Origin of the sequence: Streptomyces sp. NBC_00390 (genome assembly GCF_036057275.1) — a bacterium.
Classification (GTDB): domain Bacteria; phylum Actinomycetota; class Actinomycetes; order Streptomycetales; family Streptomycetaceae; genus Streptomyces.
On sequence record NZ_CP107945.1, the window covers coordinates 190,151 to 214,029 of the forward strand.

At 70.8% G+C, this 23,879-nt stretch carries 16 protein-coding genes and 1 pseudogene; 7 read left to right on the forward strand and 10 right to left on the reverse strand.

Annotation, left to right across the window (positions count from 1 at the left end; all coding sequences use genetic code 11):
- Positions 1-285: 285 nt before the first annotated feature.
- From OHS70_RS00780 to OHS70_RS00790, 3 genes are all read left to right on the forward strand, one after another.
- Positions 286-603: a transglycosylase family protein gene (locus OHS70_RS00780; protein WP_443062543.1), complete on the forward strand. Its 318-nt coding sequence runs from the start codon at positions 286-288 to the stop codon at positions 601-603.
- A gap of 273 nt (positions 604-876) precedes the next feature.
- On the forward strand, positions 877-1,065 hold the full coding sequence (locus tag OHS70_RS00785) for a hypothetical protein (RefSeq protein WP_328392531.1): 189 nt from the start codon (positions 877-879) through the stop codon (positions 1,063-1,065).
- A gap of 552 nt (positions 1,066-1,617) precedes the next feature.
- Complete coding sequence (locus OHS70_RS00790; protein WP_328392533.1) at positions 1,618-2,685, forward strand: zinc-dependent alcohol dehydrogenase family protein; 1,068 nt, start codon at positions 1,618-1,620, stop codon at positions 2,683-2,685.
- 245 nt (positions 2,686-2,930) lie between these two features.
- Here OHS70_RS00790 and OHS70_RS00795 read toward each other — a convergent pair whose 3' ends face one another.
- On the reverse strand, positions 2,931-3,623 hold the full coding sequence (locus OHS70_RS00795) for a response regulator transcription factor (RefSeq protein ID WP_328392535.1): 693 nt from the start codon (positions 3,621-3,623) through the stop codon (positions 2,931-2,933).
- A gap of 292 nt (positions 3,624-3,915) precedes the next feature.
- Between OHS70_RS00795 and OHS70_RS00800 the strand changes: the two genes are divergently transcribed.
- From OHS70_RS00800 to ppdK, 3 genes are all read left to right on the forward strand, one after another.
- Positions 3,916-4,764, forward strand: coding sequence for a universal stress protein (locus tag OHS70_RS00800; RefSeq protein WP_328392537.1), 849 nt, complete (start codon positions 3,916-3,918; stop codon positions 4,762-4,764).
- Positions 4,765-4,859: 95 nt separating this feature from the next.
- Positions 4,860-6,677, forward strand: a complete 1,818-nt coding sequence (locus OHS70_RS00805) for a sensor histidine kinase (protein WP_328392539.1) — start codon at positions 4,860-4,862, stop codon at positions 6,675-6,677.
- 234 nt (positions 6,678-6,911) lie between these two features.
- The gene (ppdK, locus tag OHS70_RS00810; protein ID WP_328392541.1) at positions 6,912-9,617 is read left to right on the forward strand and encodes a pyruvate, phosphate dikinase; all 2,706 of its coding nucleotides are present in this window, start codon (positions 6,912-6,914) and stop codon (positions 9,615-9,617) included.
- Positions 9,618-9,723: 106 nt separating this feature from the next.
- Here the strand turns inward: ppdK and OHS70_RS00815 are convergent, their stop codons facing one another.
- Both OHS70_RS00815 and OHS70_RS00820 read right to left on the reverse strand, forming a co-directional pair.
- Positions 9,724-10,707, reverse strand: coding sequence for an Acg family FMN-binding oxidoreductase (locus OHS70_RS00815; RefSeq protein ID WP_328392543.1), 984 nt, complete (start codon positions 10,705-10,707; stop codon positions 9,724-9,726).
- Positions 10,708-11,431: 724 nt separating this feature from the next.
- A complete protein-coding gene (locus tag OHS70_RS00820) occupies positions 11,432-12,163 on the reverse strand; it encodes a GntR family transcriptional regulator (protein WP_328392545.1) in 732 nt (243 codons plus the stop codon).
- A gap of 266 nt (positions 12,164-12,429) precedes the next feature.
- Between OHS70_RS00820 and OHS70_RS00825 the strand changes: the two are divergent.
- Positions 12,430-13,727, forward strand: a pseudogene (locus OHS70_RS00825) (RNA-guided endonuclease InsQ/TnpB family protein).
- On the opposite strand, the gene OHS70_RS00830 reads toward OHS70_RS00825, so the two are convergent.
- From OHS70_RS00830 to OHS70_RS00860, 7 genes are all read right to left on the reverse strand, one after another.
- Entirely contained in the window at positions 13,663-14,664 is a 1,002-nt protein-coding gene (locus tag OHS70_RS00830; RefSeq protein ID WP_328392547.1) for a proline racemase family protein, read from the reverse strand. The pseudogene OHS70_RS00825 and the gene OHS70_RS00830 overlap by 65 nt on opposite strands.
- A gap of 55 nt (positions 14,665-14,719) precedes the next feature.
- Positions 14,720-15,622 carry a dihydrodipicolinate synthase family protein gene (locus tag OHS70_RS00835; RefSeq protein WP_328392549.1) on the reverse strand — a complete coding sequence of 301 codons (903 nt, stop codon included), beginning with the start codon at positions 15,620-15,622 and terminating at the stop codon, positions 14,720-14,722.
- A 108-nt stretch (positions 15,623-15,730) separates the two neighbouring features.
- On the reverse strand, positions 15,731-17,191 hold the full coding sequence (locus OHS70_RS00840; protein WP_328392551.1) for an FAD/NAD(P)-dependent oxidoreductase: 1,461 nt from the start codon (positions 17,189-17,191) through the stop codon (positions 15,731-15,733).
- Positions 17,172-17,489 (reverse strand): (2Fe-2S)-binding protein, encoded by a 318-nt coding sequence (locus tag OHS70_RS00845; protein ID WP_328392552.1) that lies wholly within the window; start codon positions 17,487-17,489, stop codon positions 17,172-17,174. The genes OHS70_RS00840 and OHS70_RS00845 overlap by 20 nt, the downstream gene beginning before the upstream one ends.
- Positions 17,486-18,652, reverse strand: coding sequence for an NAD(P)/FAD-dependent oxidoreductase (locus tag OHS70_RS00850; RefSeq protein ID WP_328392554.1), 1,167 nt, complete (start codon positions 18,650-18,652; stop codon positions 17,486-17,488). The genes OHS70_RS00845 and OHS70_RS00850 overlap by 4 nt, the downstream gene beginning before the upstream one ends.
- Before the next feature lie 56 nt (positions 18,653-18,708).
- Positions 18,709-21,042: a collagenase gene (locus OHS70_RS00855; protein WP_328392556.1), complete on the reverse strand. Its 2,334-nt coding sequence runs from the start codon at positions 21,040-21,042 to the stop codon at positions 18,709-18,711.
- Positions 21,043-21,575: 533 nt separating this feature from the next.
- A complete protein-coding gene (locus OHS70_RS00860; protein WP_328392558.1) occupies positions 21,576-23,375 on the reverse strand; it encodes a serine/threonine-protein kinase in 1,800 nt (599 codons plus the stop codon).
- Positions 23,376-23,879 lie beyond the last annotated feature (504 nt).

Sequence of the window (23,879 nt, forward strand, 5' to 3'; positions counted from 1 at the left end):
TCGGTCGCGGTCACGCACCGCCCGTCCCGCCACCTACGGTGCGCCTCGCTGTTCCCTTCCGCACAACGAGCGGCTTCGGATCCCGGCCGTCAAGGGCCGGCCGTCGGCGCCGTCACCCGGCGCGTTGCCCGATGCAGCCCTGAAGGGCGCAACAGAATGTGCGGGGACGCGTCGCGTCCGCTTACGTTCGCCATGAGTCCTGCCGTGGCTCCGCAGGACTGCCCAACGAAGGGACGTCTGATGCCCTGTCACTCGGCCGGCCGCCGGATCCGTCATTCCATCAGGATGCTGACCATGGCCCTGACCTGTGCTCCTGTCCTCGTGCTCGGCTCCGGCCCCGCGTACGCCTATGCCCCTCAGGACGGCGGCGGCGTCGACTGGGACGCCGTCGCGCGGTGCGAGTCCTCCGGGAACTGGCGTGCGAACACGGGCAACGGGCACTTCGGCGGCCTGCAGTTCATTCAGTCGAGCTGGGTGGCTGCCGGAGGCCTTCGGTACGCGCCTCGGGCCGACCTGGCCAGCCGGGCCGAGCAGATCGCCACCGGCAAGAGACTCGCCGCCCAGCAGGGGATGAGTGCCTGGGGCCGGTGCGGCCGCAGGTGAAAGGCGCTGCGAAGCGGTCGCATCCCGCCTCAGTGATCACTGTCCGGACCGACACGTCCTGTCAGCTGACGACCGCACCGTGGATGGCGAGTGCCGCACTCGGTGAACGAACCAAAAAGGCATGCGCTGGGGGCCATGCACCGGCCCGTAGCGTATGGCTGCGGCGACCGTTCGGCGGGGGCGAGGGCGGCGGTCCTGCCCGGCGGCCCTACACTCGACAGCCGCTTCCGGTTCGCGGGAGCAGAACTGGTTCTCGGGAAGGACTGATTGACCGTGTGGCAGGAAGCGCCGATCTACGACCGGCTCGTCACGGAACTCGGCGACATTCCGGCGCAGGTGCGCACTGAAGCGGAGCGAACCGTACGGGCTCTGGAAGAGGCGATCCGCCCGTCCACCCCCTGGCAGGCGGACTCCCGTACCCAGTACGGCCATTCGCCCCGGCCCTCAAGTCCCCTCCTGTAGGCGGCACTGGGCGCGTTTTTCGTCCGGAGCCGCGGACAGGCGGCCCGGTGCGCCGCGCGCCGCCGCCCTGTGCCATGTGCCGTCACCGGGTGAGGGCCGGGGACCTGAAGGATGTCCACGGACCGTGCCCGCGCCGGCCGCGGCCTGTCTGGCAGATCGCCGGTCCCGCCGTCGCCGGCTCCGCGGCGTCATGAGAGTCCGAGGCTCTGGCGTTCGAGTCCTCACGCGCACCCCGGACCCCGGAAAGTCGCCGCCGAGGAGGTACGCGCAAGCCGCCGAGCCCTCGGTGAGCTGGGTCGCACGGGACCGCGGCGGCAATCCGGAGGGCCGGGAACTCGCGCTGCGGCTGATTCCCGGCATCCAGGGAACGCTGCCGGACCCGCTCGCGACGCAGACACGGGGGTGAGCCGAGCGACGGTGCCCCCGCCGTGGGCCACGGCCGAGCGCCGGGGCGTGGGCGGACCAAGCGCCCGCGGGCCGGACGGGGGACGCTGGCAGAGAGCACCCCGAAAGGCGGGGCGACCGCTGCGGCACACGAAAGAAGGCGACGTCATGAAGGCGCTCGTGTTTCAGGGGCCAGGGCAGACGTCCTGGCAGGACGTGCCCGATCCCGGCATCAAGGACGCCGCGGACGCCATTGTCCGCGTGGGCTCCGTGACGATCTGCGGTACTGACCTGCACATCATCAAGGGCGACGTCCCCGAAGTGGCGCCGGGACGCGTCCTCGGGCACGAAGCCGTGGGTGAGGTGGTGGAGACCGGCAGCGACGTGCGCACGGTGCGTCCGGGCGACCGGGTGCTGGTGTCGTGCATCTCGGGGTGCGGGCGCTGCCGGTTCTGCCGCGAGAACCGCTACGGCCAGTGCCGTGGGGGCGGCGGCTGGGTCCTGGGCCACTTGATCGACGGCACGCAGGCCGAATACGTACGGGTGCCCTTCGCGGACCTCTCCGTGCACCCGCTGCCGAGCGCCGTCGGCAGCGACGACGCGGTGCTGCTGGCCGACATCTTTCCCACCGCCTACGAGGTGGGCGTGCTCAACGGCCAGGTGCAGCCGGGTGACACCGTCGTGGTGGTCGGCGCGGGCCCGATCGGTCTCGCCACGATCGCAACCGCCCAGCTCCACACTCCCGGGCGGATCATCGTGGTCGACCTTGCCGAGTCCCGGCTGACCGCAGCTCGCGCCCTCGGAGCGGACGCCACGGTGAACGCGGCCGAGGACCCGGAGAAGCTGGTCGAGGACCTCACCGACGGGCTGGGCGCGGATACGGTCGTGGAAGCGGTCGGCGTGCCGGAAGCGTTCGAGATGTGCACACGCATGGTCCGCCCCGGCGGTCGCGTCGCCAATATCGGTGTGCACGGCAAGCCGGCGACCCTGCATCTGGAGGATCTGTGGATCAAGGACGTGACGATCACGACCGGGCTGGTCGACACCCACAGCACGCCGCTGCTGCTGCGCATGCTGGCGGCGGGCCGGCTGCCTTCCTCCGAACTGGTCACCCACCGGTTCGAGCTGGGGCAGATGGAGGAGGCGTACGACGTCTTCGCCCGAGCGGCGGACACCGGCGCGCTCAAGGTCGTGCTCGGCGGGCCTCGCCATGACGTCGTGACGCTGCCGGCTTAGCGGGACCGGCCACGGGCCGAGCGGGACATTCACAGGACCCGACAGGCACTGGTGTCACGCACCAGAAGGTGGTTCCCTGGAATGGACGGGGAGGACCCCTGAAAGGACACGGGGAAGCGGACAAGTGCCGCGCACCGTGCAATCAGGATCCGCGAGAAGTGGATGGGGCCCTCCCCGCCACAATGCGCGCATCCAGCCGCGGGCCCGTGTCCCCGCATTCGCGCGGGCGCGTCCCGGGCGCCCGTTCAGCGCTGCGTATCTCCGTGTTCGTGGACCTGAGCGACGATGACCGCGGCCTGTACGCGTCGCTCCACGCCGAGCTTCGACAGCAGCCGAGAGATGTGGTTCTTCACCGTCTTCTCCGAGAGGTAGAGCCGCTTGCCGATCTGGCTGTTGGTCAGTCCCTCGCCGACCAGGTCCAGCACCTCGCGCTCGCGCTCGGACAGGGCGGCCAGCCGTTCGTCCTCCTCGGGACCGGCAGCTTCCGGACCGCGCAGCGAGTGCATCAGCCGGGCGGTCGTCGCGGGGTCGAGCATGGACTGTCCCGTGGCCACGGTGCGGATCGCCGAGACGAGGTCCGTGCCCTTGATCTGCTTGAGGACGTAGCCGGCGGCTCCCGCCATGATGGCGTCGAGCAGCGCGTCCTCGTCGTCGAACGAGGTCAGCATGAGGCAGGCGAGGCCGGGCATACGGGAGCGCAGGTCGCGGCACACGGCGATGCCGTTGCCGTCCGGCAGGCGTACGTCGAGGATCGCGACATCCGGACGGAGCGCGGGTCCGCGGGCCAGCGCCTGTTCGGCGGTGGCGGCCTCCCCCACCACCTCGATGTCCGGCTCCGCCTCGAGCAGGTCGTTCAGTCCACGACGTACGACTTCGTGGTCGTCCAGGAGGAGGACCCGGATGGGCGTCTCCTGCGAGAAGGCCGGTTCCTCGGTCATGTCTGCCCCTTGAAGGTCGGACCGTTCACTCGATCATGTCCCGGTCGGCCCCGTGCCGACAGGGCCGAACGGTCCCCGTCTGCGTCTGCTGGGGCCGAGTGGCTCCCGTCCGGGGCCGGTCATCCCCTCCTCGGCCCGGCAGCTCGGGTGGGACGGTCGAAGCAGGACCGGGGGGACCGCGCGAGGGCCGCGCGGACATCACCCGACCGGCCACCGCCACCCAAGGGGGCGCATCATGCGAAGGACCATCACAGCAGGCATCGATGGCTCTCGAAAGCCTGGCCGCTGCTGAGTGGGCGGCTCGCGAGGCACTGCTGAGGGACCTCCCGCTGACGCTTGTCCGGGCCGGTCCCCGTCCACTGCCCCGTACCCACCCGTCCGGGATCGATGCCCCGGCCGGGCACGAGAACCATCCTCTGGACAGTGCGGTGCGCGAGCTCCTCGGCGGCTTTCCGGAGCTGCACGCGTACCGATGTGCAGAACCGGGCCTGCGGGCGACGCTGTGCTCGCGGCGGCCGGGGAGTCCGGGATGCTGGTTCTCGGGTCGCGCGGGTTCAGCGGCTTCGCCGGATTCATGATCGGTTCCGTTGCCCTGGACGTCACCGCCCGCACCCGCGTACCGGTCGTCCTGGCCCGCGCGGGATGGACTGCGGACGAAGCGTCCCTGCCCGCGCGGGCCCGCCCGGTGCTGCTCGGCCTCGACCTGGAGTCCGCCGGTGACGAGCTCATCTCCTTCGCCTTCGACACGGCGGCGGCCCGTGACGTGCCCCTGGAGGTGCTCCACAGCTGGAGGCTTCCGCAGCTCTACCCCTACGGGCGGGCCTACGACCCGCTCCCCGCGCCGGAGGCGGCGGCCCTTGCGGCAGAGCGTCAGCCGGCGCTGGCCTCTGCCCTGCGCCCGTGGCGCGACAAGCATCCCGAGGTTCCGCTCCGTGTTCGCCGCGTCGCGGGCAGGGCGGCGCACCAGTTGCTCAAGGCGGCCACACGGGCAAGCCTTCTGGTGGTCGGGCACCGCGACGGTGCCGGCACGCGCTTGGGGCCGGTGACGCAGGCGGCCGTCCACCATGTGGCCTGCCCGGTCGCGATCGTTCCCCACGATCATGCGCCGGAAGCCGCCACCGTTGGCGCCGCGGAGCGTTGATCCGCCGGATCCAGGGCTGGGCGCTGCTCCGGTCATGGCCCTACCGTGGAACCGGACGCCGGTCACAGGGCCAGATCCGGCTGCCGGAGGCGCCGATGAGCGACAGCGAACCCGCACGCGAACGGGGAACCCCACCAAAATCCCCGGCTGGATCCCTCTCCGGGGCCCCCGCCGACGGCGTCGGCCGGCTCTCGGAACTGCGGCTGGACGACCTGCTGGTGGAACTGCAGGTGCGCATGGAGGCCGTGCGCGGCGCGCGCGACCGTGTGCACCGCCTGCTCGAAGCGGTTCTGTCCGTCGGGCGCGAGCTGGATCTTGCCCAGGTCCTCCGGGGGATCGTCGAGGCCGCCACCGTGCTGGTGGACGCGGAGTACGGAGCACTGGGGGTGATCGGCGACGACCGGATGCTCTCCGAGTTCGTCCCCGTCGGCGTCACCGACGAGCAATGGGCGGCCATCGGAGCGCTCCCGAGCGGTCACGGGCTGCTGGGCGAGCTGATCCGCAACCCTGCCCCTCTGCGGCTCGGGGACCTGTCCGAGCACCCTGCGTCACACGGCTTCCCGCCCCATCATCCGCCGATGCACTCGTTTCTCGGCGTACCCGTCCGTGTGCGGGAGAAGGTCTTCGGCAACCTCTACCTCACCGAGAAGCGCGGCGCCGCGGCGTTCGACGCCGAGGACGAGCTCGTACTGTCGACCCTGGCCGTCGCCGCAGGCGTGGCCATCGAGAACGCGCGGCTCTACGAAGCGGCGCGGCGCCGGGAGCGCTGGCTGGCGGCCGGCTCCGAGGTCACGAGCGCTCTGCTGTCCGGCCTCCCGCGGTCCCAGGTGCTGGAACTGATCGTGGAGCACGCCCGTGCGATCGTGTCGGCGGATCTGGGCCTGATCGCGGTGCCCGCCGAGGGCACCGGCCGACTGCGTATCGCGCTCGCCGCAGGGACGGACGCCGAACGGCACGAGGGAGTGCTCCTGCCCGGGGACGACGGCTGCATAACGGCGGCCTACGAGATGCGGCAGCTCGTGGACAGTGCCGACCTCGAGAACGATCGGCGCGCCCCACCGGACACGGCCCGGTGGGCGGGTCTGGGTCCTGCGGCAGCCGTACCGCTCAGAACGGGTGACAGCGTGCATGGTGTCCTGCTGCTGGCCAGGGGCAAGGGCAGGGCCCACTTCGGGAAGGAGGAGTCGAGCTCGCTGATGGGCTTCGCGGAACAGGTTGCGCTGGGGATGGAGCTGGCCGAGCGGCGAAGTGACGCCGAGCAGATCACCCTGCTCGAGGATCGGGACCGTATCGCCCGGGACCTGCACGACCTCGCCATCCAGCGGCTCTTCGCCACCGGTATGACTCTGCAAAGTGCCCGACGGTTCGTCGAGCATCCGCAGGCCGTGGAGCGGCTGGAGCGTGCCGTGGACGATCTCGACACCACGATCAAGATCATCAGGTCCACCATCTTCGGTCTGCGCAGTCATGAGGCGGAGCCGGCGGGGGCGCAGGCGCTGCGCAGCCAGGTGGTCAAGGCAGTCGAAGGGTCGGCCGCCTCCCTCGGCTTCTCACCCGCCCTGCGCATCGAGGGCCTGCTGGACACGAGGGTCGCGGGCGCACCCGGACAGCATCTGGTCGCCGTGCTCGTGGAGGCCCTGAGCAACGTGGCGCGCCATGCACGGGCGGCCGCGGTGGACGTGCATCTGGTGGTCACGGCCGAGCAGTTGACGCTCACCGTCACCGACGACGGCGTGGGGATCCCGCCGGGCGCGGGCCGCAGCGGCCTCAAGAACATCAACGAGCGCGCCCGCGCGATGGGCGGCACTCTGGACGTGGGTCCTGGACCACGCGGCGGTACGCAGCTGGTGTGGCGGGTGCCGCTGCCCGCACCGGACAGCTACGGGGATCCGCGTGATGCAGCGGCGCAATGAGGGCGAAGCGGTGCCGGTCCCTCTGCGTACGGCACGCAGAGAACGGGCAGGCGTCCACAGGTGGCGCGCGGGCGACGGGCGAGCGCGGACCTCACCCGGCGCCGCGTCCGGCAGCCGGCCGTCCGGCCTCGGCCTCCAGGATGTGGCGCCGCACCGGGCGCGCGGGCAGGGCGCAGTGCCCTCCCCCAGTGCCCCGCACCCACCCGGCCATGAACGGGAGGACTGGTCGCAGCCATGACCAAGTACGTGTACGACTTCGCCGAAGGCAGCCGGGACTTGGCCGATCTACTCGGCGGCAAAGGGGCCAACCTTGCGGAGATGGCCCGTATGGGGCTGCCCGTGCCGCCGGGTTTCACCGTCACCACGGAGGCCTGCCGGGTGTTCCTGGCGACGGGCGAGGCGCCCGCGCAGCTCAACCAGGAGATCGCCGCCCACCTGGCGACACTGGAGCAGGCCGCCGGCCGGCGGCTCGGGCAGGTGGACCACCCGCTGCTGCTGTCGGTCAGATCAGGGGCACGCTTCTCGATGCCCGGCATGATGGAGACGATTCTCGACATCGGACTGAACGACTACTCCGTCCTCGGGCTGGCCGGGTCGCCCGAGCGGGAACGGTTCGCCTGGGACTCCTACCGGCGGCTCGTCCAGATGTTCGGCAGCACGGTGATGGGTGTCGACAGCGCGCTCTTCGAGGAGGCACTGGCCCGCCTCAGGAAGGAACACCGTGCCGCCGACGACACCCAGCTGGACACGGCCGACCTGATCAGGCTGGTCGAGACCTACAAGGACCTGATCCAGGAGCGGACCGGCGAAGCCTTCCCGGAGCAGCCCGCCGAGCAGCTGCGGCGCGCGGTCCTCGCGGTCTTCACCTCGTGGAACGGCGAACGTGCACGGATCTACCGCCGTCGCGAGCACATCCCCGACGACCTGGGCACCGCCGTCACCATCCAGACCATGGTCTTCGGCAACCTGGGCGCCGACTCCGGCAGCGGCGTCGCCTTCACCCGGGACCCGGCCACCGGGCGCCCCGGCATCTACGGGGACTACCTGCCCAACGCACAGGGTGAGGACGTCGTCGCCGGCATCCGCAACGCGTTGCCGCTGCAGGACCTGGCAAGGCTCGACCCCGCGTCGTTCGCCCGGCTGCGCGACACCATGCAGAAGCTCGAAGCCCACTACCGCGACCTGTGCGACATCGAGTTCACCATCGAACGCGGCACCCTGTGGATGCTGCAGACCCGGGTCGGCAAGCGCACGGCGCAGGCCGCGTTCAGCATCGCCTCGCAGCTGACCGACGAAGGGCTGATCTCGGCGCGGGAGGCCCTCGACCGGGTCGACGGCCGGGCACTCGCCCGTCTGATGTTCCCGCGCTTCGACACTTCGGCCGCCGGGGACGTGATCGCGCACGGCATTGCCGCCTCACCCGGCGCCGCCGTGGGCGAGGCGGTGTTCGACTCGGCCGAAGCCGTCCGGCGGGCGGCCGAGGGCAGGCAGGTCGTCCTCGTACGCCAGGAGACAGCACCGGACGACCTGCCCGGCATGGTCGCCGCGCAAGCGGTCCTGACCAGCCGCGGAGGCAAGACCAGTCACGCGGCCGTGGTGGCCCGCGGGATGGGCAAGGTGTGCGTGTGCGGAGCGGAGGACATCGTCGTGGACCCGCGGCAGCGCTGCTTCGTCGCCGAAGGGGTGACCGTGCCCGAGGGCGTGGTGATCTCCGTCGACGGCTCCGAAGGAGTGGTGCGCCTCGGCGCCGTGCCGCTGATCGACTCGGAGGTCATGCGCTACTTCGACAGCGGCGGCGAACTGCCCGACGAGAACGCGGCGCCGACCGTACGCGAGGTGCACCGGCTCATGGAGCAGGCCGACGCGGCACGACGGCTCGAGGTCCGCGCCAACGCCGATACGCCCGAAGACGCCGCCCGGGCCCGCCGGTTCGGCGCGCAGGGCATCGGGCTGTGCCGTACCGAGCACATGTTCCTCGGCGACCGGCGCACCCTGGTGGAGGCCATGATCCTCGCGCACGACGACGTCGGCCGCGCAGCGGCGCTCGCCGCCCTGCTGCCGCTCCAGCGGCAGGACTTCACCGGCATCCTCGAGGCCATGGACTCTCTGCCGGTGACCATCCGGCTCCTGGATCCACCGCTGCACGAGTTCCTGCCCGACCGGACCGAACTGTCCGTACGGCTCGCCCGGGACGAGGCACTCGGCCGAGCGCCGGAGCCGCGGGACGCCGAGCTGCTGGCGGCTGTCACGCGCATGCACGAGGAGAATCCGATGCTCGGCCTGCGCGGTGTCCGTCTCGGTCTGGTGGTCCCGGGACTGGTGGCCATGCAGGTGCGGGCCGTCGCCGAGGCCGTGGTGGCGCGCAGGCGTGCGGGCGGAGATCCCCGGGCGGAGATCATGGTCCCGCTCGTCGACACGGTCGAGGAGCTGCACCTGGTGAAGGAGGAGGTGGAGCGGGTCCTCTCCGAAGTGTCCCGGGAGACGGGCGTCACGGTCGACTGCCCGGTCGGCACCATGATCGAACTGCCCCGGGCTGCCCTGACCGCCGGAAAGATCGCCCGGGACGCGGAGTTCTTCTCCTTCGGTACGAACGACCTCACGCAGACGACCTGGGGGTTCTCCCGCGACGACGTGGAGGCGGCGTTCTTCTCGGCCTACCTCGACAAAGGTATTTTCGAGGCTTCCCCGTTCGAGACGATCGACCGCGAGGGCGTGGGCCGCCTCGTCGAGATCGCCGTCCGTGAAGGCCGCGCGGCCCGGCCCGATCTCAAGATCGGGGTCTGCGGGGAGCACGGCGGCGACCCCGAGTCGGTGCACTTCTTCCACGACGTGGGACTCGACTACGTCTCGTGCTCGCCGTTCCGCATCCCGGTCGCCCGTCTGGAGGCGGGCAGAGCAGCACTGGCTTCCGTTGCGGCCGACGAACGTCGGGCATCATGACGGGCGCCCCCGAGCCGGCTCCTCGCAGACATCCCTGCGGCCGGCCTCGGAGCGCTCCAGGCCGGTGACGGCCCCGGTCCCGGCCGTTCCCGGTGACGGGTCCGACTCACACGTACTCGAGCACGTCGCGCAGCGGCCGACGGGGCGTGGCAGGCGCTTCGGGACCGTAGCCGAACCTGATCAGCATCTGGGCGTGCCCCATCGCCGTGAGCGGGTCACGCACCGCCCAGCGCAGCTCGGGCCACTCGAGGGCCTGCGAGTCGAGAGAGGTGGACAGCCCGTCGAGCGTCGCCTCCAGCAGCACACGTTCCAGGGCCTGACCTGCGTCGAGCCAGTCCACCGGGCGGTCACGCCGGGTACCGAGCACGGCCAGGCAGGGATGCTGCTCGAAGACGGCCCGCCGCCGCTCGCCCGTATCGCTCCGGGGCACGAAGTCACGCACCGGTGCTCGGCCTCCGTAGCGGCGGGGCCCGAAAGCGTAGGCCGGGATTCCTTCGTGCTGACGGTCACCCGTGCCGGAACGTGTCCAGCGTTCGGTCTCCGCCTGGACCTCCGGATCCGCGGCCACCCAGTCCCCGGCCTCCTGCACCAGGGCCAGGACGGAGTGCACCTGCCAGTCCCCGAGAAACGCCAGCCGGGCGCCTTCGGCCACGGCGGCGCCGGCCAGCACGTCGCGCAGTGCCTCAGGGACGGACCCGCCGGTGAACGGCTCCCTGCTCGTACGCCGCAGTGCGACCGCCGGATACAGCGCGGCGAGCCGGTCGTCGGCGGCGGATTGCGGGGTGAAGGTGATGTCGGCGAGGAGCTCGGGATCGGCGGCATCGGGCAGCAGCTCGATGTGCGGCGCCAGGCCGGCGTGGGTTGTGGCTACGCGGAGATTGAACAGCGCCGCTCCACAGCCCAGATGTAGCGCACGGTGAGCCAGGTCGGCCACCGGCATGGCACGGGCGGGATCCATGCGCAGTTGCAGTGTGCCGCGGCTGCGTATGAAGCGGAACTGCCAGGGTTGTGCGTTGTGCATGGACGGGGCGGCAGTGGCACGGTCGACGAGAAACTCCACGGTCGAGGTGTCGATCGTCTGTGTGAACACAGTGTGGCCTCCTTCTGATGCTTCCAGCGTGGCGGCCGGCCGGCCGGGGGGGCAGGGGCCGAACGGACTCCACCAGGGCCGAACGGCCCATGCGTCGCTGATGGCCGGCCGCGCTGTGCGGTGCAGCAGCATCGCCGGGGTGTGGCGGACGTCTGTCACAGGACCCGTGTCGGCTGACATCGATCAGCACAGAGTCCGCGACGCCTCCCGCAGGACTCCGAACCCCACCTGACCTGGTCACTCATCACGCTGACAGCCCCCGCCCGACCCGGACCCCGGCAGCCCGGAAGGCTGCCGGGGTCCGGTGGATCACCTGGCGATCCGGCCAGGGCTGCGCCTACGGCGCACACTGAAGCTGAGGGTCCTGGACTGCGGCGGCCGCCGGAAGGGTTCCCGGCACCCGGACGAGAGGCCGGCCAACGGCCTGGTCACCCGTTCACGCGCCGCCCCGTGCGCCTCATGCAGGCGTTTCGCAGACGGAAAGGCGTGTGCTTCCGGGACGATCTCCATTCCCCTTGCGGCATCGACCCGCAGATCAACGGACTTGAGAGCCGCGCGGCAAGATCAACCTGCTGGCGTATCAGAGGGCCGCAGCGTACGAACCCCGCACGCACAACCACCGGATGACGCGCGTACTGACGCCACGGTGACGGTCCCCTCGCCTCCACGCCGAACTCCGGCCCGGACGCGCACTCCTCAGGACCCGGGCAACCGCCGCATACGCTCAGCGCGCTTGGCGGCCGATGACGTTCGGGCCGAGGGTGCGCCCTGGACTCGGGGTCGCCGGCTCGTCGCGGGACTGCGCCCACAGCGAGCGGACATGTCCCAGATGGCGTGCCATACATGCCTCGGCAGCGGCCTGGTCGCCCGACATCATCAGGTCCAGCAGCTCCACGTGCTCCTCTGCGGACGCGATCAGCTGGCCGCGTTCGTCGAGCCGGGTGAGTCCGTAGAGCCGGGACCGCTTGCGCAACTCCCCCACCGTCTCGACCAGTCGGTCGTTGCCGGCCAGTGCGAGCAGGCCGAGATGGAAGCGGCGGTCGGCGTCCAGATAGCCGATGAGGTTGTGCTCGCGGGCCTGGGCGACGATCTCCTCGGCGATCGGGCGCAGTTCGCCGAGTTGTTCGGCAGTGGCGGTCCGGGTGACCCTGCCGACCGTCGGGACCTCGATCAGGGCGCGGAGTTCGGTGTACTGGTCGAGATCGCGTTCGCTGACTTCGGTGACCCTGAACCCCTTGTTGCGTACGGGCTCGACCAGGCCTTCGCGGGCGAGATCCAGCATCGCCTCGCGTACCGGCGTGGCGGAAATACCGAAGTCGGCGGCGAGGCCGGGAGCGGAGTACACACTGCCGGGGCGCAGTTCGCCGGCGACGAGCGCGGCACGCAGCGCGTGGGCGACCTGGTCGCGCAGCCGTTCCTGCGTTGTGATCAGGTTGTGCTGCTTCAGGTCGCCCATGGCATGTCCTCCGGGATGACGCGGAGGGCCAGCGTACAATGTCACGTTTCAATTGCCGGGGCAGGCTGCCGCTCTCGGCTGCGGTGCCGTCGGCACGGTGCCGTGCGGGACGCGGCGGTCACCGGCTTTCTCCCAGGAAGCCCCGGGCTTTAGCCCGGGGAGAATTGGGTTCTTGGGGTGGAGCAGTGAAGCGGCGGAGTTCCTTACGCATCTGTTTTGACCTGTGCTTTCTTCCGTTGTCAGTGGTGGCGGATAGGTTGATCGTCATGACGACAACAGCGGCGGCCGAAGGGGCCGGGTACGCCCGGTACACCTACAGGCTTCGCGTGTCGTCCGCGGCCCGTACCGCGCTGCTTGCCGAGTGGGCAAGGTGCCGGTGGATCTGGAACGAGTGCGTGACCCGGTCGAAGAAGGCCCATGCCGAGGCCGGGAAGTGTGGTCCGGCCGCGTTGGACAGGATGCTGACCCAGGCCCGCGCCGCGAACACGTGGCTGCGTGAAGGCTCCTGCGTTCCTCAGCAGCAGATCATCCGGGACTTCGCCAAGTCCCGGGCGAAGGCGCTCAAGGACATCAAGGCGCGGTTGCCCGTACGGCAGCGGGCCGGGATGCCGAAGTACAAGAAGAAGCACACCGGCGACCCGACCCTGAACTACACCCGGCGCGGATTCCGTCTCAAGGACGGACGCCTGCACCTGGCCGGCGGGATCGTCCTGACGGTGGTGTGGTCGCGGGATCTGCCCGGGTCCCCGTCCTCGGTACGGGTCTACCGCGACAGCATCGGACTCTGGTACGCCTCGTTCGTCGTCCCCGGTACACCGAGGCGCTGCCCGCCACCGGCCGGGACATCGGCATCGACTGGGGCGTGAAGGAGACCGCGACCACCACCAGCGGCGCCCACGACCTTCCCCACGCGCAGCACGGGAAGACCGCCGCAGCCCGTCTGGCCCGGTACCAGCGGATGATGTCCCGCCGGAAACCCAAGCGCGGCCAGGCCGGTTCGAAGGGCTGTCGGAAAGCCAGGCGGCAGGCGGCGAAACTGCACAAGAAGATTGCCCGGCAGCGTCAGGACACCGGCCGCAAGTGGGCCAAGTCCGTGGTCCGCGACCATGACCGCCTCGCCGTCGAGGACTTCCGGCCGAAGTTCCTCGCCAGGTCCACCATGGCGAGAAAGGCCGCCGACGCTGCGATCGCCGCCACCAAGCACGCCGTGATCCACATGGCCCGCAAGCACGGCCGTGAACTCCACCTGGTCAACCCGGCGCACACCACCATGGACTGCGCCCGGTGCGGAGCGAGAACCAAGCACGCACTACCTCTCTCAGAACGTACCTACACCTGCACCGCGTGCGGAGCCGTCTCCCCGAGAGACAAGAACTCTGCCCGCGTGATACTGGTCCGGGCTGGTCTCGACCCGGCTGGCGCTGATCGTGCAAGAGCTGACGGACCGCCGGTCCCCAGCCAACGTGAGCCAGGAATCCCCGCCCTTCAGGGCGGGGATGTCAAAGAAGGAAACCTCCGGGGAACGGGTCGGACGGGTCCAGGAAGTACTGGGCGGTGCCGGTGATCCACGCGCGGCCGGTGACGGTCGGGACGACCGCGGGCAGGTGGCCGACCGTGGTCTCGCCGACAAGCCGGCCGGTGAAGTGGGTGCCGATGAACGACTCGTTGACGAAGGCGCGGCCGAGCGGGAGTTCACCGCGTGCGTGCAGCTGGGCCATCCGGGCACTCGTGCCCGTACCGCAGGGAGAACGGTCGAACCAGCCCGGATCGATCGCCATGGCGTGGCGCGAACGCACGGCGTCCGAGCCGGGGGCGGCGAGATAGACGTGCTTGACCCCGCCGATGGCGGGGTTCTCGGGGTGCACCGGACGGTCCTTCGCGTTGATCGCGTCCATGATCGCGAGGCCGGCGGCCAGCAGGTCGTCCTTGCGGGCGCGGTCGAAGGGCAGGCCGAGGGCGTCGAGGGAGACGAAGGCGTAGAAGTTGCCGCCGTAGGCGAGGTCGTAGGTGACCGTGCCGTGTCCGGGGACATCGGCCTTGCGGTCCAGTGCGACGCAGAACGACGGCACGTTGGTGAGCGTCACGGACTGCGCCTCCCCGTCCTCGACCCGCACTTCCACGCTCACCAGTCCGGCGGGGGTGTCGAGCCGGACGGTGGTGACCGGTTCGGTGACGGGCACCATGCCGGTCTCGACCAGGACGGTGGCGACCCCGATGGTGCCGTGGCCGCACATCGGGAGCAGGCCGGACACTTCGATGAACAGGACTCCGTAGTCGGCGTCGGGACGGGTGGGCGGCTGGAGGACGGCGCCGCTCATGGCGGAGTGGCCGCGCGGTTCGTACATCAGCAAGGTGCGGATGTGGTCGAGGTGTTCGATGAAGTGCAGACGGCGTTCAGCCATCGTGGCGCCGGGGATCACACCGACACCGCCGGTGATGACCCGGGTGGGCATGCCTTCGGTGTGCGAGTCGACGGCGTGGTAGACGTGGCGGGTGCGCATGGGGGTGTTCTTCTCCTTTCTGCTGACGTGTGACTGTGGAACCCGGCGTGCGCTGCTACATGTGGCCCGCGGCGAGCGCCTTTTCTGTGGCGGCGCGTACGGCGGCTTCCTGTTCGGCTTCCAGCGGCAGACGCGGGGGGCGGCAGGGGCCGCCGCTGCGGCCGGCCAGGTCCATGGAGAGCTTGATCGCCTGGACGAACTCGGTCCGGGTGTCCCAGCGCAGCAGAGGGTGGAGGGACGAGTACAGCGGCAGTGCGGTCTGCAGGTCCCTGGTGACGGCGGCGTGGTAGAGGGTGGCACAGGTGGCGGGCAGAGCGTTGGGGTAGCCCGCGATCCAGCCGACCGCACCGGCCGCGGCCAGCTCCAGCAGGACGTCGTCGGCGCCGGCCAGCAGGTCGAGGGAGGGGGCGAGTTCGGCGAGCTCGTAGGCACGGCGGACATCGCCGCTGAACTCCTTGACGGCCACGATGCTGCCCTCGTGATGAAGGCGGGCAAGCAGGGCGGGGGTCAGGTCGACCCTGGTGTCGTGGGGGTTGTTGTACGCGACGACGGGCAGACCGCACCGGGCGACCTCGGCATAGTGGGCGAGGACCGCCCGTTCGTCCGCACGGTAGGCGTTGGGCGGCAGCAGCAGTACGGAACCGGCGCCGGCCTCGGCGGCCTGGTCGGCGAAGCGGCGGGCCTGGGCACTGCCGTAGGCGGACACGCCGGGCATCACCCGGGCCCCGTCGCCGGCGGCCTCGACCGCGGTGCGCACGACCTCGGCCCGTTCCTCGTCCGTGAGGGTCTGGTACTCGCCGAGGGAGCCGTTGGGGACGACGCCGTCGCAGCCGTTGGCGATGAGCCAGGCGACATGCTCGGCGTAGGCGTCGTGATCGACGGAGAGGTCGTCACGCAGGGGCAGGGCGGTGGCGACCATGATGCCGTGCCAGGGACGGGTTCGAGGTGCGAGTGCCATGGGACTCCTACCGTGAGGTGTGACATTTTACTGAGCGGCGCGATGCGGCGGCAAGGGTCGTACGCCCTCGCAGGCCGGCCTCCTGAGGGAACGTCAGTGACCGGGGCTTCAGTTCGGTTGGTCGGCGGGATCTGCGAGGTTGTCGGCATCAGCGAGGTCGGCGAGATGACTCAGCGGCACCGGGCAGGACAGGGGTCGCCTGTCCTCGGTCGCTTCCTCGCCGGTGAGAGCGGCCACGGCGGGTCCGCACATCCTGCCCTGGCACCAGCCCATTCCGGCACGGGTCAGCAGCTTGACGGCACGCGTGTCGAGCGCCCCCAGCTCCTCGACGGCCTCTCTGATCCGCCCGGCCGCCACCTCCTCGCAACGGCAGACGTCCGTGGTGTCGTCGAGCCACTGGGTCCAGCCCGGACCCGGGCGATGGGCTGCGCCCATCACGTCGGCGAACGCCCGCAGCCGGTCACGGCGGCCCACGAGGGCGGCGGAGGTGCTGGGACGTGGGAGGCCGTGCAGAGCGGACGCGATCGAGTGCGCCGCCAACTCTCCCTCGACAATTGCCAGTTCGGCTCCACCGATCCCACTGGTCTCCCCCGCCGACCAGACACCGGCCACGGACGTTCGCTGTTCGTCATCGAGGTGCAGTGCGATGGTTCCGTCCGTACGGGGACGGGTGGCACAGCCGAGTCCGGTCGCAAGCTCCAGCTGAGGCACCAGCCCGTGACCGACGGCAAGCGCGTCGCAGGGGATCGTACGGCCGGTTCCGTGCAGCGGCCGCCAGGTTCTGTCGAGCCGCGCGACGGTCACCGCCTCGACGCGTGCGGTGCCGTGGACGGCAGTGACCGCGTGCCGGGTGAGCAGTCGTACGCCGTGTCGCAACAGCGCACCGCCGTGCATCGCGCCCTCGGCGAGCTTCCCGGCGTTGCGCAGGAGTACCCCGGGCCGGCGGGCGTACGCCGGGTAGGCGGCGGCCTCCAGGACGGCGGGAACCTTCGCACCGGCGGACGAGAGTGAGGCGGCGACGGCGAGCAGCAGGGGGCCGCTGCCCGCGACAACGACCCTCCTGCCGGGCAGGACGAGAGAGGACTTGAGCATCGCCTGCGCGCCCCCGGCGCCCACGACTCCGGGCAGCGTCCAGCCTGGGAAAGGCAGTTGACGCTCGTACGCCCCCGTCGCCAGCAGCAGCGCGCGGGCCCGGACGGTGGTCGCGAGCTCGTCCGTCCCGGCGACGGCGTGCAGTTGCCAGGAGTGCCCGCCGTCACCCGGTCCGCCCTGTGGGAGGACGGTCCAGACGTGGTGCGCGGGCAGGTAGCGGACGCGCCCTGCCGCCTCCTGCGCATGCAGCCTGCGCTCACGGCCGGCGAACGCCCGCCAGGCGTGGTGCAGGGCCTCGGGCCGCCGGGCGCGCAACCCTGGAGTCGGATGCCGGTAGAACTGGCCGCCCGGCCGCTCCCCCGCATCGAGCAGCGTCACCCGAAGCCCGAGGTCCGCCGCCATGACGGCGGCTGCCAGCCCGGCCGGGCCGGCCCCGACGACGGCCACGTCGGCCGGTTCAGACGGCGAGGTCTTCATGGCCGGCGCCCTCCTGTGTGGTGACCGCGTCGCCCGGGCGGGCCGGAAGGAGGCAAGCGCGCTGGTTGGGACGGCCGTTGACGGTGGCCAGGCAGTCGAAGCACACGCCGATGCCGCAGAAGGCGCCCCGCGGTGCGCCGCCGTCGCGGGTGGTGCGCCAGGCGAGAATGCCCGCGGACCACAGGGCACCGGCGATGGTCTGGCCGGGCAGCGCGGCAACGGGCCTGCCGTCGAAGGTGATCTCGTACGGCGGCCCGGGCTCGGACCGCACCAGGAAAGCCGGTGTTCTTCTGCTCACTGTGCCGCTCCTGCGGTATCGAAGCGCTCGGGTCTGAACGGCCCAAGGTCCAGGGCCGGTTGCTCACCGCGCAGCGCGGCGGCGATCAGAAGGCCGGTCGCCGGGGCGAGGCCGATGCCGGCACCCTCGTGGCCGCAGGCGTGGAACAGGCCAGGTACGCGGGGGTCGGGGCCGATGGCCGGCAGGTGGTCGGGGAGGTAGGGCCGGAAGCCGTGGTAGGCACGTATCACCCGCACATCCGCCAGGGCGGGGAACAGGGCGCGGGCCTGGCCGGCGAGCCGGTGCAGCGCAGTGGACGACAGACTCCGGTCGAAGCCGACGCGCTCACGCGTCGCACCGATCAGGACGGGTCCGGCGGGGGTGCCTTCGACGACCGCCGAGGACTGAAGTGCGGCGGAACCGCTGGCGACATCCGCGATGTAGTCGGCGGCGTACACCTTGTGGCGGACAACGCGCGGCAGCGGTTCGGTGACCAGGACGAAGCCGCGGCGCGGGAGGACGGGCAGGCGGGTACCCGCGAGACGGGCGAGGTCGCCGCCCCAGGTGCCCGCGGCATTGACGACGGCGGGTGTCATCAGCTCGCGGCCCGGGGTGCGAACCCCCCTGATCCGGCCGCCCGGTGCGGTGAGGATACCGGTGACTTCCTCACCGAGCACGACGGCAGCACCGGATTCCCTTGCCGCGCACAGCAGGTGGGCGGCCGCGCGCGCAGGCTGGACCTGAGCGTCCTGCGGGTAGTGGAATCCGCCGGCGAGGCCGGGCGCGAGATGGGGTTCGAGGTCGTGCAGGCGGTCCGCGGTGATCTCGTGCGCCTCGACCCCTGCCGTGCGCTGCGCCGCGGCGAAGTCGCCCAGAGCGGTGCGGGCGGTCTCGTCGTACGCGACGACGAGACCGCCCTTGGGCTCGTACTCGGTCTCCGGTGGGAGCGTCTCGGCGAGTTCGCGCCACAATCGGGTGGACAGCAGCGCGAGTTCGAGCTCCGGTCCCGCCTCCTTGTCGGAGACGAGGAGATTGCCTTCCCCGGCGCCGGTGGTGCCGCCCGCGGCTGAGCCACGGTCGATCACTGCGACATCCAGTCCGGCGCGGCTCGCGTAGTACGCACACGCCGCTCCGACGACGCCGGCGCCGATGATGACGGCGTCCAGGGTGTGTCTGGTGGGCACGTCAGTAATATGTCACATTCCATCGACTGGGGGAAGGCGGCGCGCTTGATGACGCTTCAGGTGCGCAGCGGCCCCTCGCAGCGGTAAGTCGCGCTGCCGGCTTGTCCGTTGCTCCAGATCTCGACCGGCCCGAAGGAGCAGTTCATGTCGGCGAGGTTGTTGGATGCCGCACCGGCGCGTTCGAGGAGGAAGTGGTCGACCGTCTCGGACATGTCCTTGAAGACCCGGTCGGCGCTGCCTGCGTCGGAGAGGTTCGCGGTGATCCGTCCGGTGCAGGTGAAGCGCCGCCTGCCGGGGTCGCCGCTGTCCGTGCAGACGGGATCGGCGTACGTGGCGGCGGCGAAGGCCGTGCGCACGGACTCCGAAGTGGCGTCCCTGAGCTTCTCGTTGGGCGTGAACGTCGTATGGGGCACGTACAGCTCGTCGACCTTGGCGATCTGGGCGTCGAGGAAGTCGTCGTATGCGCGCTGCAGTGCCGGGTCGCCCCCGAGGCGGCTGCGCCAGGCGTCGAAGCCCGCGGGGTCGTCCGCCCTCAGATACCCGTACATCTCGCGCAGCAGCGCGGGACGCTCGGTCCACAGGTACTCGAAGAAGGTGCCGGCATAGCTGTAGAAGCGGAAGCCGTCCCCGGCGTAGGTGGCGTGCAGCAACTGGTTCACGCTCATCCGGGGCTTGCCTCCGGCCGTGTCGCCGATGATGCTGCGGACCAGGGACTTGCGCACCGCGATGCCGTCGTCACGGGTGGCGCCGTCGAAGAACTCGGCCGTCCCCTCATCCATCGCGGTCGTCCGGTCACCGCTGTACCAGGGCCCTTCGCCGAAGTAGCCGGGCACGGCCCAGCGGCCGTTGAGGTAGTGGACGTACTCGTGGCGGAAGAGTTCCTCGAGCGTGAGCGAGGAGTCCTGCGGGACCCTGCGCTGATAGGTGTAGAAGGTGGCGCCGCGCTCGATGTAGATGCCGCCGTTCTCGGTGTCCATCCCGGTCAGGATCGGGTGGTAGACCTCGTAGTCGGCGCGCGATCCGTACAGCACGATGTTCAGCGAGGAGTTGGTGTCACCGGCCAGTGGCTCCTCGGCGCCCAGAACCCGGTGGAACTGCGCCCTGACCTGCTTGCTCGCGTAGTAGAGCTGGTCAACGGTCGCGCGGTCGAGCCCGGTGCGGACCTTCATCGCCCCGTTGTCGTAGGTGTACGTGTACGGGAAGATCTCGCGCTCGATGTCCTCCTTGCACACCGCGTAGGGCTTGCATGCCTCGTAGTAGCCCAGCCACGACACAAGCGCGGCCCAGGGGCGGCTGCCGTTACCGAAGTTGGTGCGCGCGACGGGCAGCAGGGCCCCGAGGTCGGGCACGATCCGGTTCTTGAGCGCCTCGACCTGGCCGAAGCGGCCGTACTCGCCGAGCGCGTCGCGCGCGACCCACTCGTTGGGAGTGCCCTTCAGGTGGGTGTAGCCGGCGAAGGCCCTGAAGGAGGCGCGGTACGAGGCGTTCTGGGCGACCACGTTGTGGAAGGCCGTGTCCCGGTTCCCCGGGTAGATGCCGAGGTAGTTCACGGAGAGCGCGGCGAGCGCAGCACCGCCCCAGGAGGCGTCGTCGTACTGGCCCGCGTGATAGCGGTCCATCGTGGCCAGGACTTTTCTGATCAACCCCAGCTGACTGTGCCGCAGGCCGGGGGCGCTGCCTGTGTAGAGGGCCTCACGCAGGGTCTCGGCGTTGGTCCGCGTGACCTGGAAGGTGCGGGAGGCGGTGCCGAAGTCGTTGACGGCCCGCCGCAGCACTTCGGTGGTCGGGGCGTCGGTGATGTCGATCTCTGGGCGCGAGAAGTCGTGGTACGCGACGGCGTGGAGATAGGTGAACATCTCCAGCAGGTGGGTGCCGTTGCGGCCGTCGTGGTGGGCGGCCAGTGAGGATATCCGGCGGCCGACGGCCTGGACATGGGTATCGGACATGACGGGCGCGAGCCGCGCGTCCCAGGACCATATGAGGCCGCTGAGGCAGCCGTCGGCGGTGACGGCCGGGTCGGCGAGGAAATCGGCGAGCTGGGCAGGCGCGAGGCGGGTGATGCCGTCGAGGCTGCACGGGACTCCGGCGGCAGCGGACTGCGTGCCGGGGGACGTACTCCCCTTCGCGAGGCTTTGACGGCCCGGGATGCGGCCCTGGGCCAACTCCCCTGGTGCAGGGGCCGGCTGGGCGCTGGGCTTCGGGGCACGGGCGAGGCGCTCGACCTTGTCGAACGGGTTGTCGCCGCCGGGGGCGGCGAAGGTGACGGGGGCGGGGGCGGCGGGATCCGTCCCTTGCGGGCCGGACGCTCGAGCGGTCTGCCCGAGCGCAAGGAGAGCGACGGCGACGGCCCCGGCGAGCAGGGACGTGCGCACGGATCTGGGCTGGGACACCGAGGGCTCCTGAGAAGGGAGGTGGGAGGTGGGTGCAACAGCGGTGCGGTCATCGCAAGCGGTCGGGCCGGGCGCACGAAGGTTGCCCTGCCCGCCCCGGCCGATGTGATGTGACCCGTAACATAGTAATGTGACATTGCACTGACAACCCCTCAGCGCCACTGCCTCCCAGCGGAGTTGTCAGAACGGCCCGGTGTGTACGGGACATGGCACGCGCCGAGCGGTGCCACCACTGGCCCACGGTCATGGCCCAGCGCACGGAATTCGCAGATGACCAAGATGCCGAGGACCCTCGTTGCACTCCCCCTGGAGAGGGATCTCCGTGCCTGTACGAGCCTTTGCCGCCTCGGCAACTGCCCTACCGCCCAGGAGGCTTGGGGCCGATGTCACCTAACGGCCCGGCGATGTCGCAGACGGGCTCGCCGATCGGGCAGGCCGGTCCCGGCTGCCCGTGAGGGAGATGACGGTTCCCGGCCATCATCGTTCGCTGCATGAGGAAGGCAATGAGGTTGTGAAGAGGATTGAGCGGGCCCTCAGGAACGGGCCACGGAGAAACCGCTGCAGTTGAGGCCGAGCACAGCGCCGTCCAGGTGGCCGGGGGTGGCGGAGTCGTACCGCGCGGCCAGGTTGACCATCATCCAGTCCGGGGGCTGTTCGATCCAGTACGCGCCGTTGAGCAGAAGCTCGCCGTCGGAGTAGGTCCCGCTCATCGCGAACGAGCCGCGGGGCACGAGCGGATTGCGCGGGTCAGGGAAGAAGCTGAACACCGCCGAGACATCCCCGTCGCCCTCGTCCTCGATGGTCAGCGACAGGCCCGTGATGCCCTGGTTGCAGACATAGCTGCCGATCCAGCTCCCGGTGATCTCGTCGACACCGCTGACGGGCGTGGGAGACGGTTCGGGCGTGAAACTGCTGGTCTCCACCACGGGTGACGCGGACGGTTCGGTGCTCGGCACATATGAAGACGTCACGGTCCCGGTCGGGGAGGGCTCGTACGAGGAGGTCTCGGACGGGCCGGCAGAGGAGGAGGAGGAGGACGCTCCGCCGCCGCTCCCCGAGGAGTTCCCCGACCCGAAGATGGCCTCCGCCTGCCACGCGAAGACGCCGATGAGCACCACTGCGGCGGCGGACGCGAGGGCCAGTCGCCGCCGCGCGGGGTGGAGGGTGGGACTCGGTGCACCAGCGGGTCGCGTGTCCGCCGGACCGGGCGCCGGCCCCGGTGCCGGTGTCGGTGTCGGATGTGGTGCAGGCACTGGTGCAGGCGGCGGCGCTGGTACCGGCGTCGGCGGCACCGCGGGGGGCGGGGTGGGCGACGACGGCGGTACGGGCGGGGGCGACGGTGTCCGGCCGCCCGGCGCGGTGCGCGTCACCGCGTCGGACTGCTGCGAGCGGGGGTCGTCCCGGCCACCGGCACCGGCCCCCGCCGCGTCCGCGACGGTCTGGGCGTACTCACGTACCGTCCCGGCGATGGTGTCCGGCAGCCACGAGGCGCTGGTGAACAGCAGCGTGGTCTTCGCGGCGCCCGCCCCGTCCGTCATCTCCGACAGCACGTCGCCGATCGCGGGGCGGTCGGCCGGGTCCTTCGCGAGGCACCGCGCCACCAGCGGCCGCAGCCCCGGCGGAACAGCGGCCAGGTCGGGTTCGGAGTACACGATCCGGAACATCAGGCCCTGGGCCGAGCCCGTACCGAAGGGCCCCGTCCCCGACGCCGTGAACGCCAGCACCGCACCCAGCGCGAACACATCACTCGCCGGGCCTACTCGGCCACCCGTCAGCTGTTCGGGCGACATGAAGCCCGGGGTGCCGATCACAGCCCCGGTGCGCGTGATGGCACTGACCTCGCTCGCGACGGAGATCCCGAAGTCGATCACCCGCGGACCGTCCGAGGCCAGCAGTACGTTGGAGGGCTTCAGGTCACGGTGGACCAGGCCGGCTGCGTGGATCGCCTCCAGCGCCTCCGCCAGTCCCGCGGCCAGCGACGTCACGGGCCCCTCGGGCCAGGCGCCGGACCGTGCCACCGCCACATCGAGCGACATACCCGGCACATAGGCCGTGGCCAGCCACGGCGGGTCGGCGTCCGGGTCTGCGTCGACGACCCCGGCGGTGAACACCCCGTTCACCCTCCGGGCTGCCGTCACCTCGCGCGCGAAACGCTGCCGGAACTCGTGGTCCTCGGCGAGTTCGGGCCGCACCACCTTCACGGCGACCGCTCGTCCGCCCCGCGAACGGCCGAGATACACCCGCCCCATTCCGCCCGCCCCCAGCCGTGCCACCAGCCGGTACGGTCCTACTTCGCGCGGATCGCCCGCGCCCAGCGGCTTCAGCGCTTCCATCGCCGCATTCCCCCCAGGTCCGCGTATGCGCATCGCGGATGGCTCATATGGTGCAGCAGGTAAGCGCTCACATGGGCAGTTATCCGGAAATGAAGCCGCTCAACGGCATGGTCACCGCCAATCGGACACGCTTCCCCATGAGGTACGGATCTACGGGCAGGAGTGCCGGGCCCGGCGTGCGCCCGGGGCCGGCGGCGACGGCACGACCGCGGCCGACTGCCGTTGCGACACACGGAGGCGGCAATCGCCGTCACCACTGTTCGGAGGGAGTGCCGGTCCCGCATGCGGGGCATGGGCCACCCCTCGGTCCTCGGGTGAGGAGCCGGCGACAGTGAGTCATTCGCCGGCCGCAGAACGGCGGCGGCGTGTGATCCCACGCATAGGAGCCACATCACTTCCTAACGGCGGTAGTAGCGGAACGACCCTCACTTCCCCGCATAAAGGCACCGCACGAGATCATTTCGGACATTCCTCTGTAGTCGGGTAGTACATCGGGCCTTTGCG

Excerpts from the sequence above, each read along its gene's own strand:
- OHS70_RS00780 (WP_443062543.1), top strand. The coding sequence starts at position 286 with ATGCTGACCATGGCCCTGACCTGTGCTCCTGTCCTCGTGCTCGGCTCC.
- OHS70_RS00790 (WP_328392533.1), top strand. The coding sequence starts at position 1,618 with ATGAAGGCGCTCGTGTTTCAGGGGCCAGGGCAGACGTCCTGGCAGGAC.
- OHS70_RS00795 (WP_328392535.1), bottom strand. The coding sequence starts at position 3,623 with ATGACCGAGGAACCGGCCTTCTCGCAGGAGACGCCCATCCGGGTCCTC.
- OHS70_RS00805 (WP_328392539.1), top strand. The coding sequence starts at position 4,860 with ATGAGCGACAGCGAACCCGCACGCGAACGGGGAACCCCACCAAAATCC.
- ppdK (WP_328392541.1), top strand. The coding sequence starts at position 6,912 with ATGACCAAGTACGTGTACGACTTCGCCGAAGGCAGCCGGGACTTGGCC.
- OHS70_RS00820 (WP_328392545.1), bottom strand. The coding sequence starts at position 12,163 with ATGGGCGACCTGAAGCAGCACAACCTGATCACAACGCAGGAACGGCTG.
- OHS70_RS00830 (WP_328392547.1), bottom strand. The coding sequence starts at position 14,664 with ATGCGCACCCGCCACGTCTACCACGCCGTCGACTCGCACACCGAAGGC.
- OHS70_RS00835 (WP_328392549.1), bottom strand. The coding sequence starts at position 15,622 with ATGGCACTCGCACCTCGAACCCGTCCCTGGCACGGCATCATGGTCGCC.
- OHS70_RS00840 (WP_328392551.1), bottom strand. The coding sequence starts at position 17,191 with ATGAAGACCTCGCCGTCTGAACCGGCCGACGTGGCCGTCGTCGGGGCC.
- OHS70_RS00860 (WP_328392558.1), bottom strand. The coding sequence starts at position 23,375 with ATGGAAGCGCTGAAGCCGCTGGGCGCGGGCGATCCGCGCGAAGTAGGA.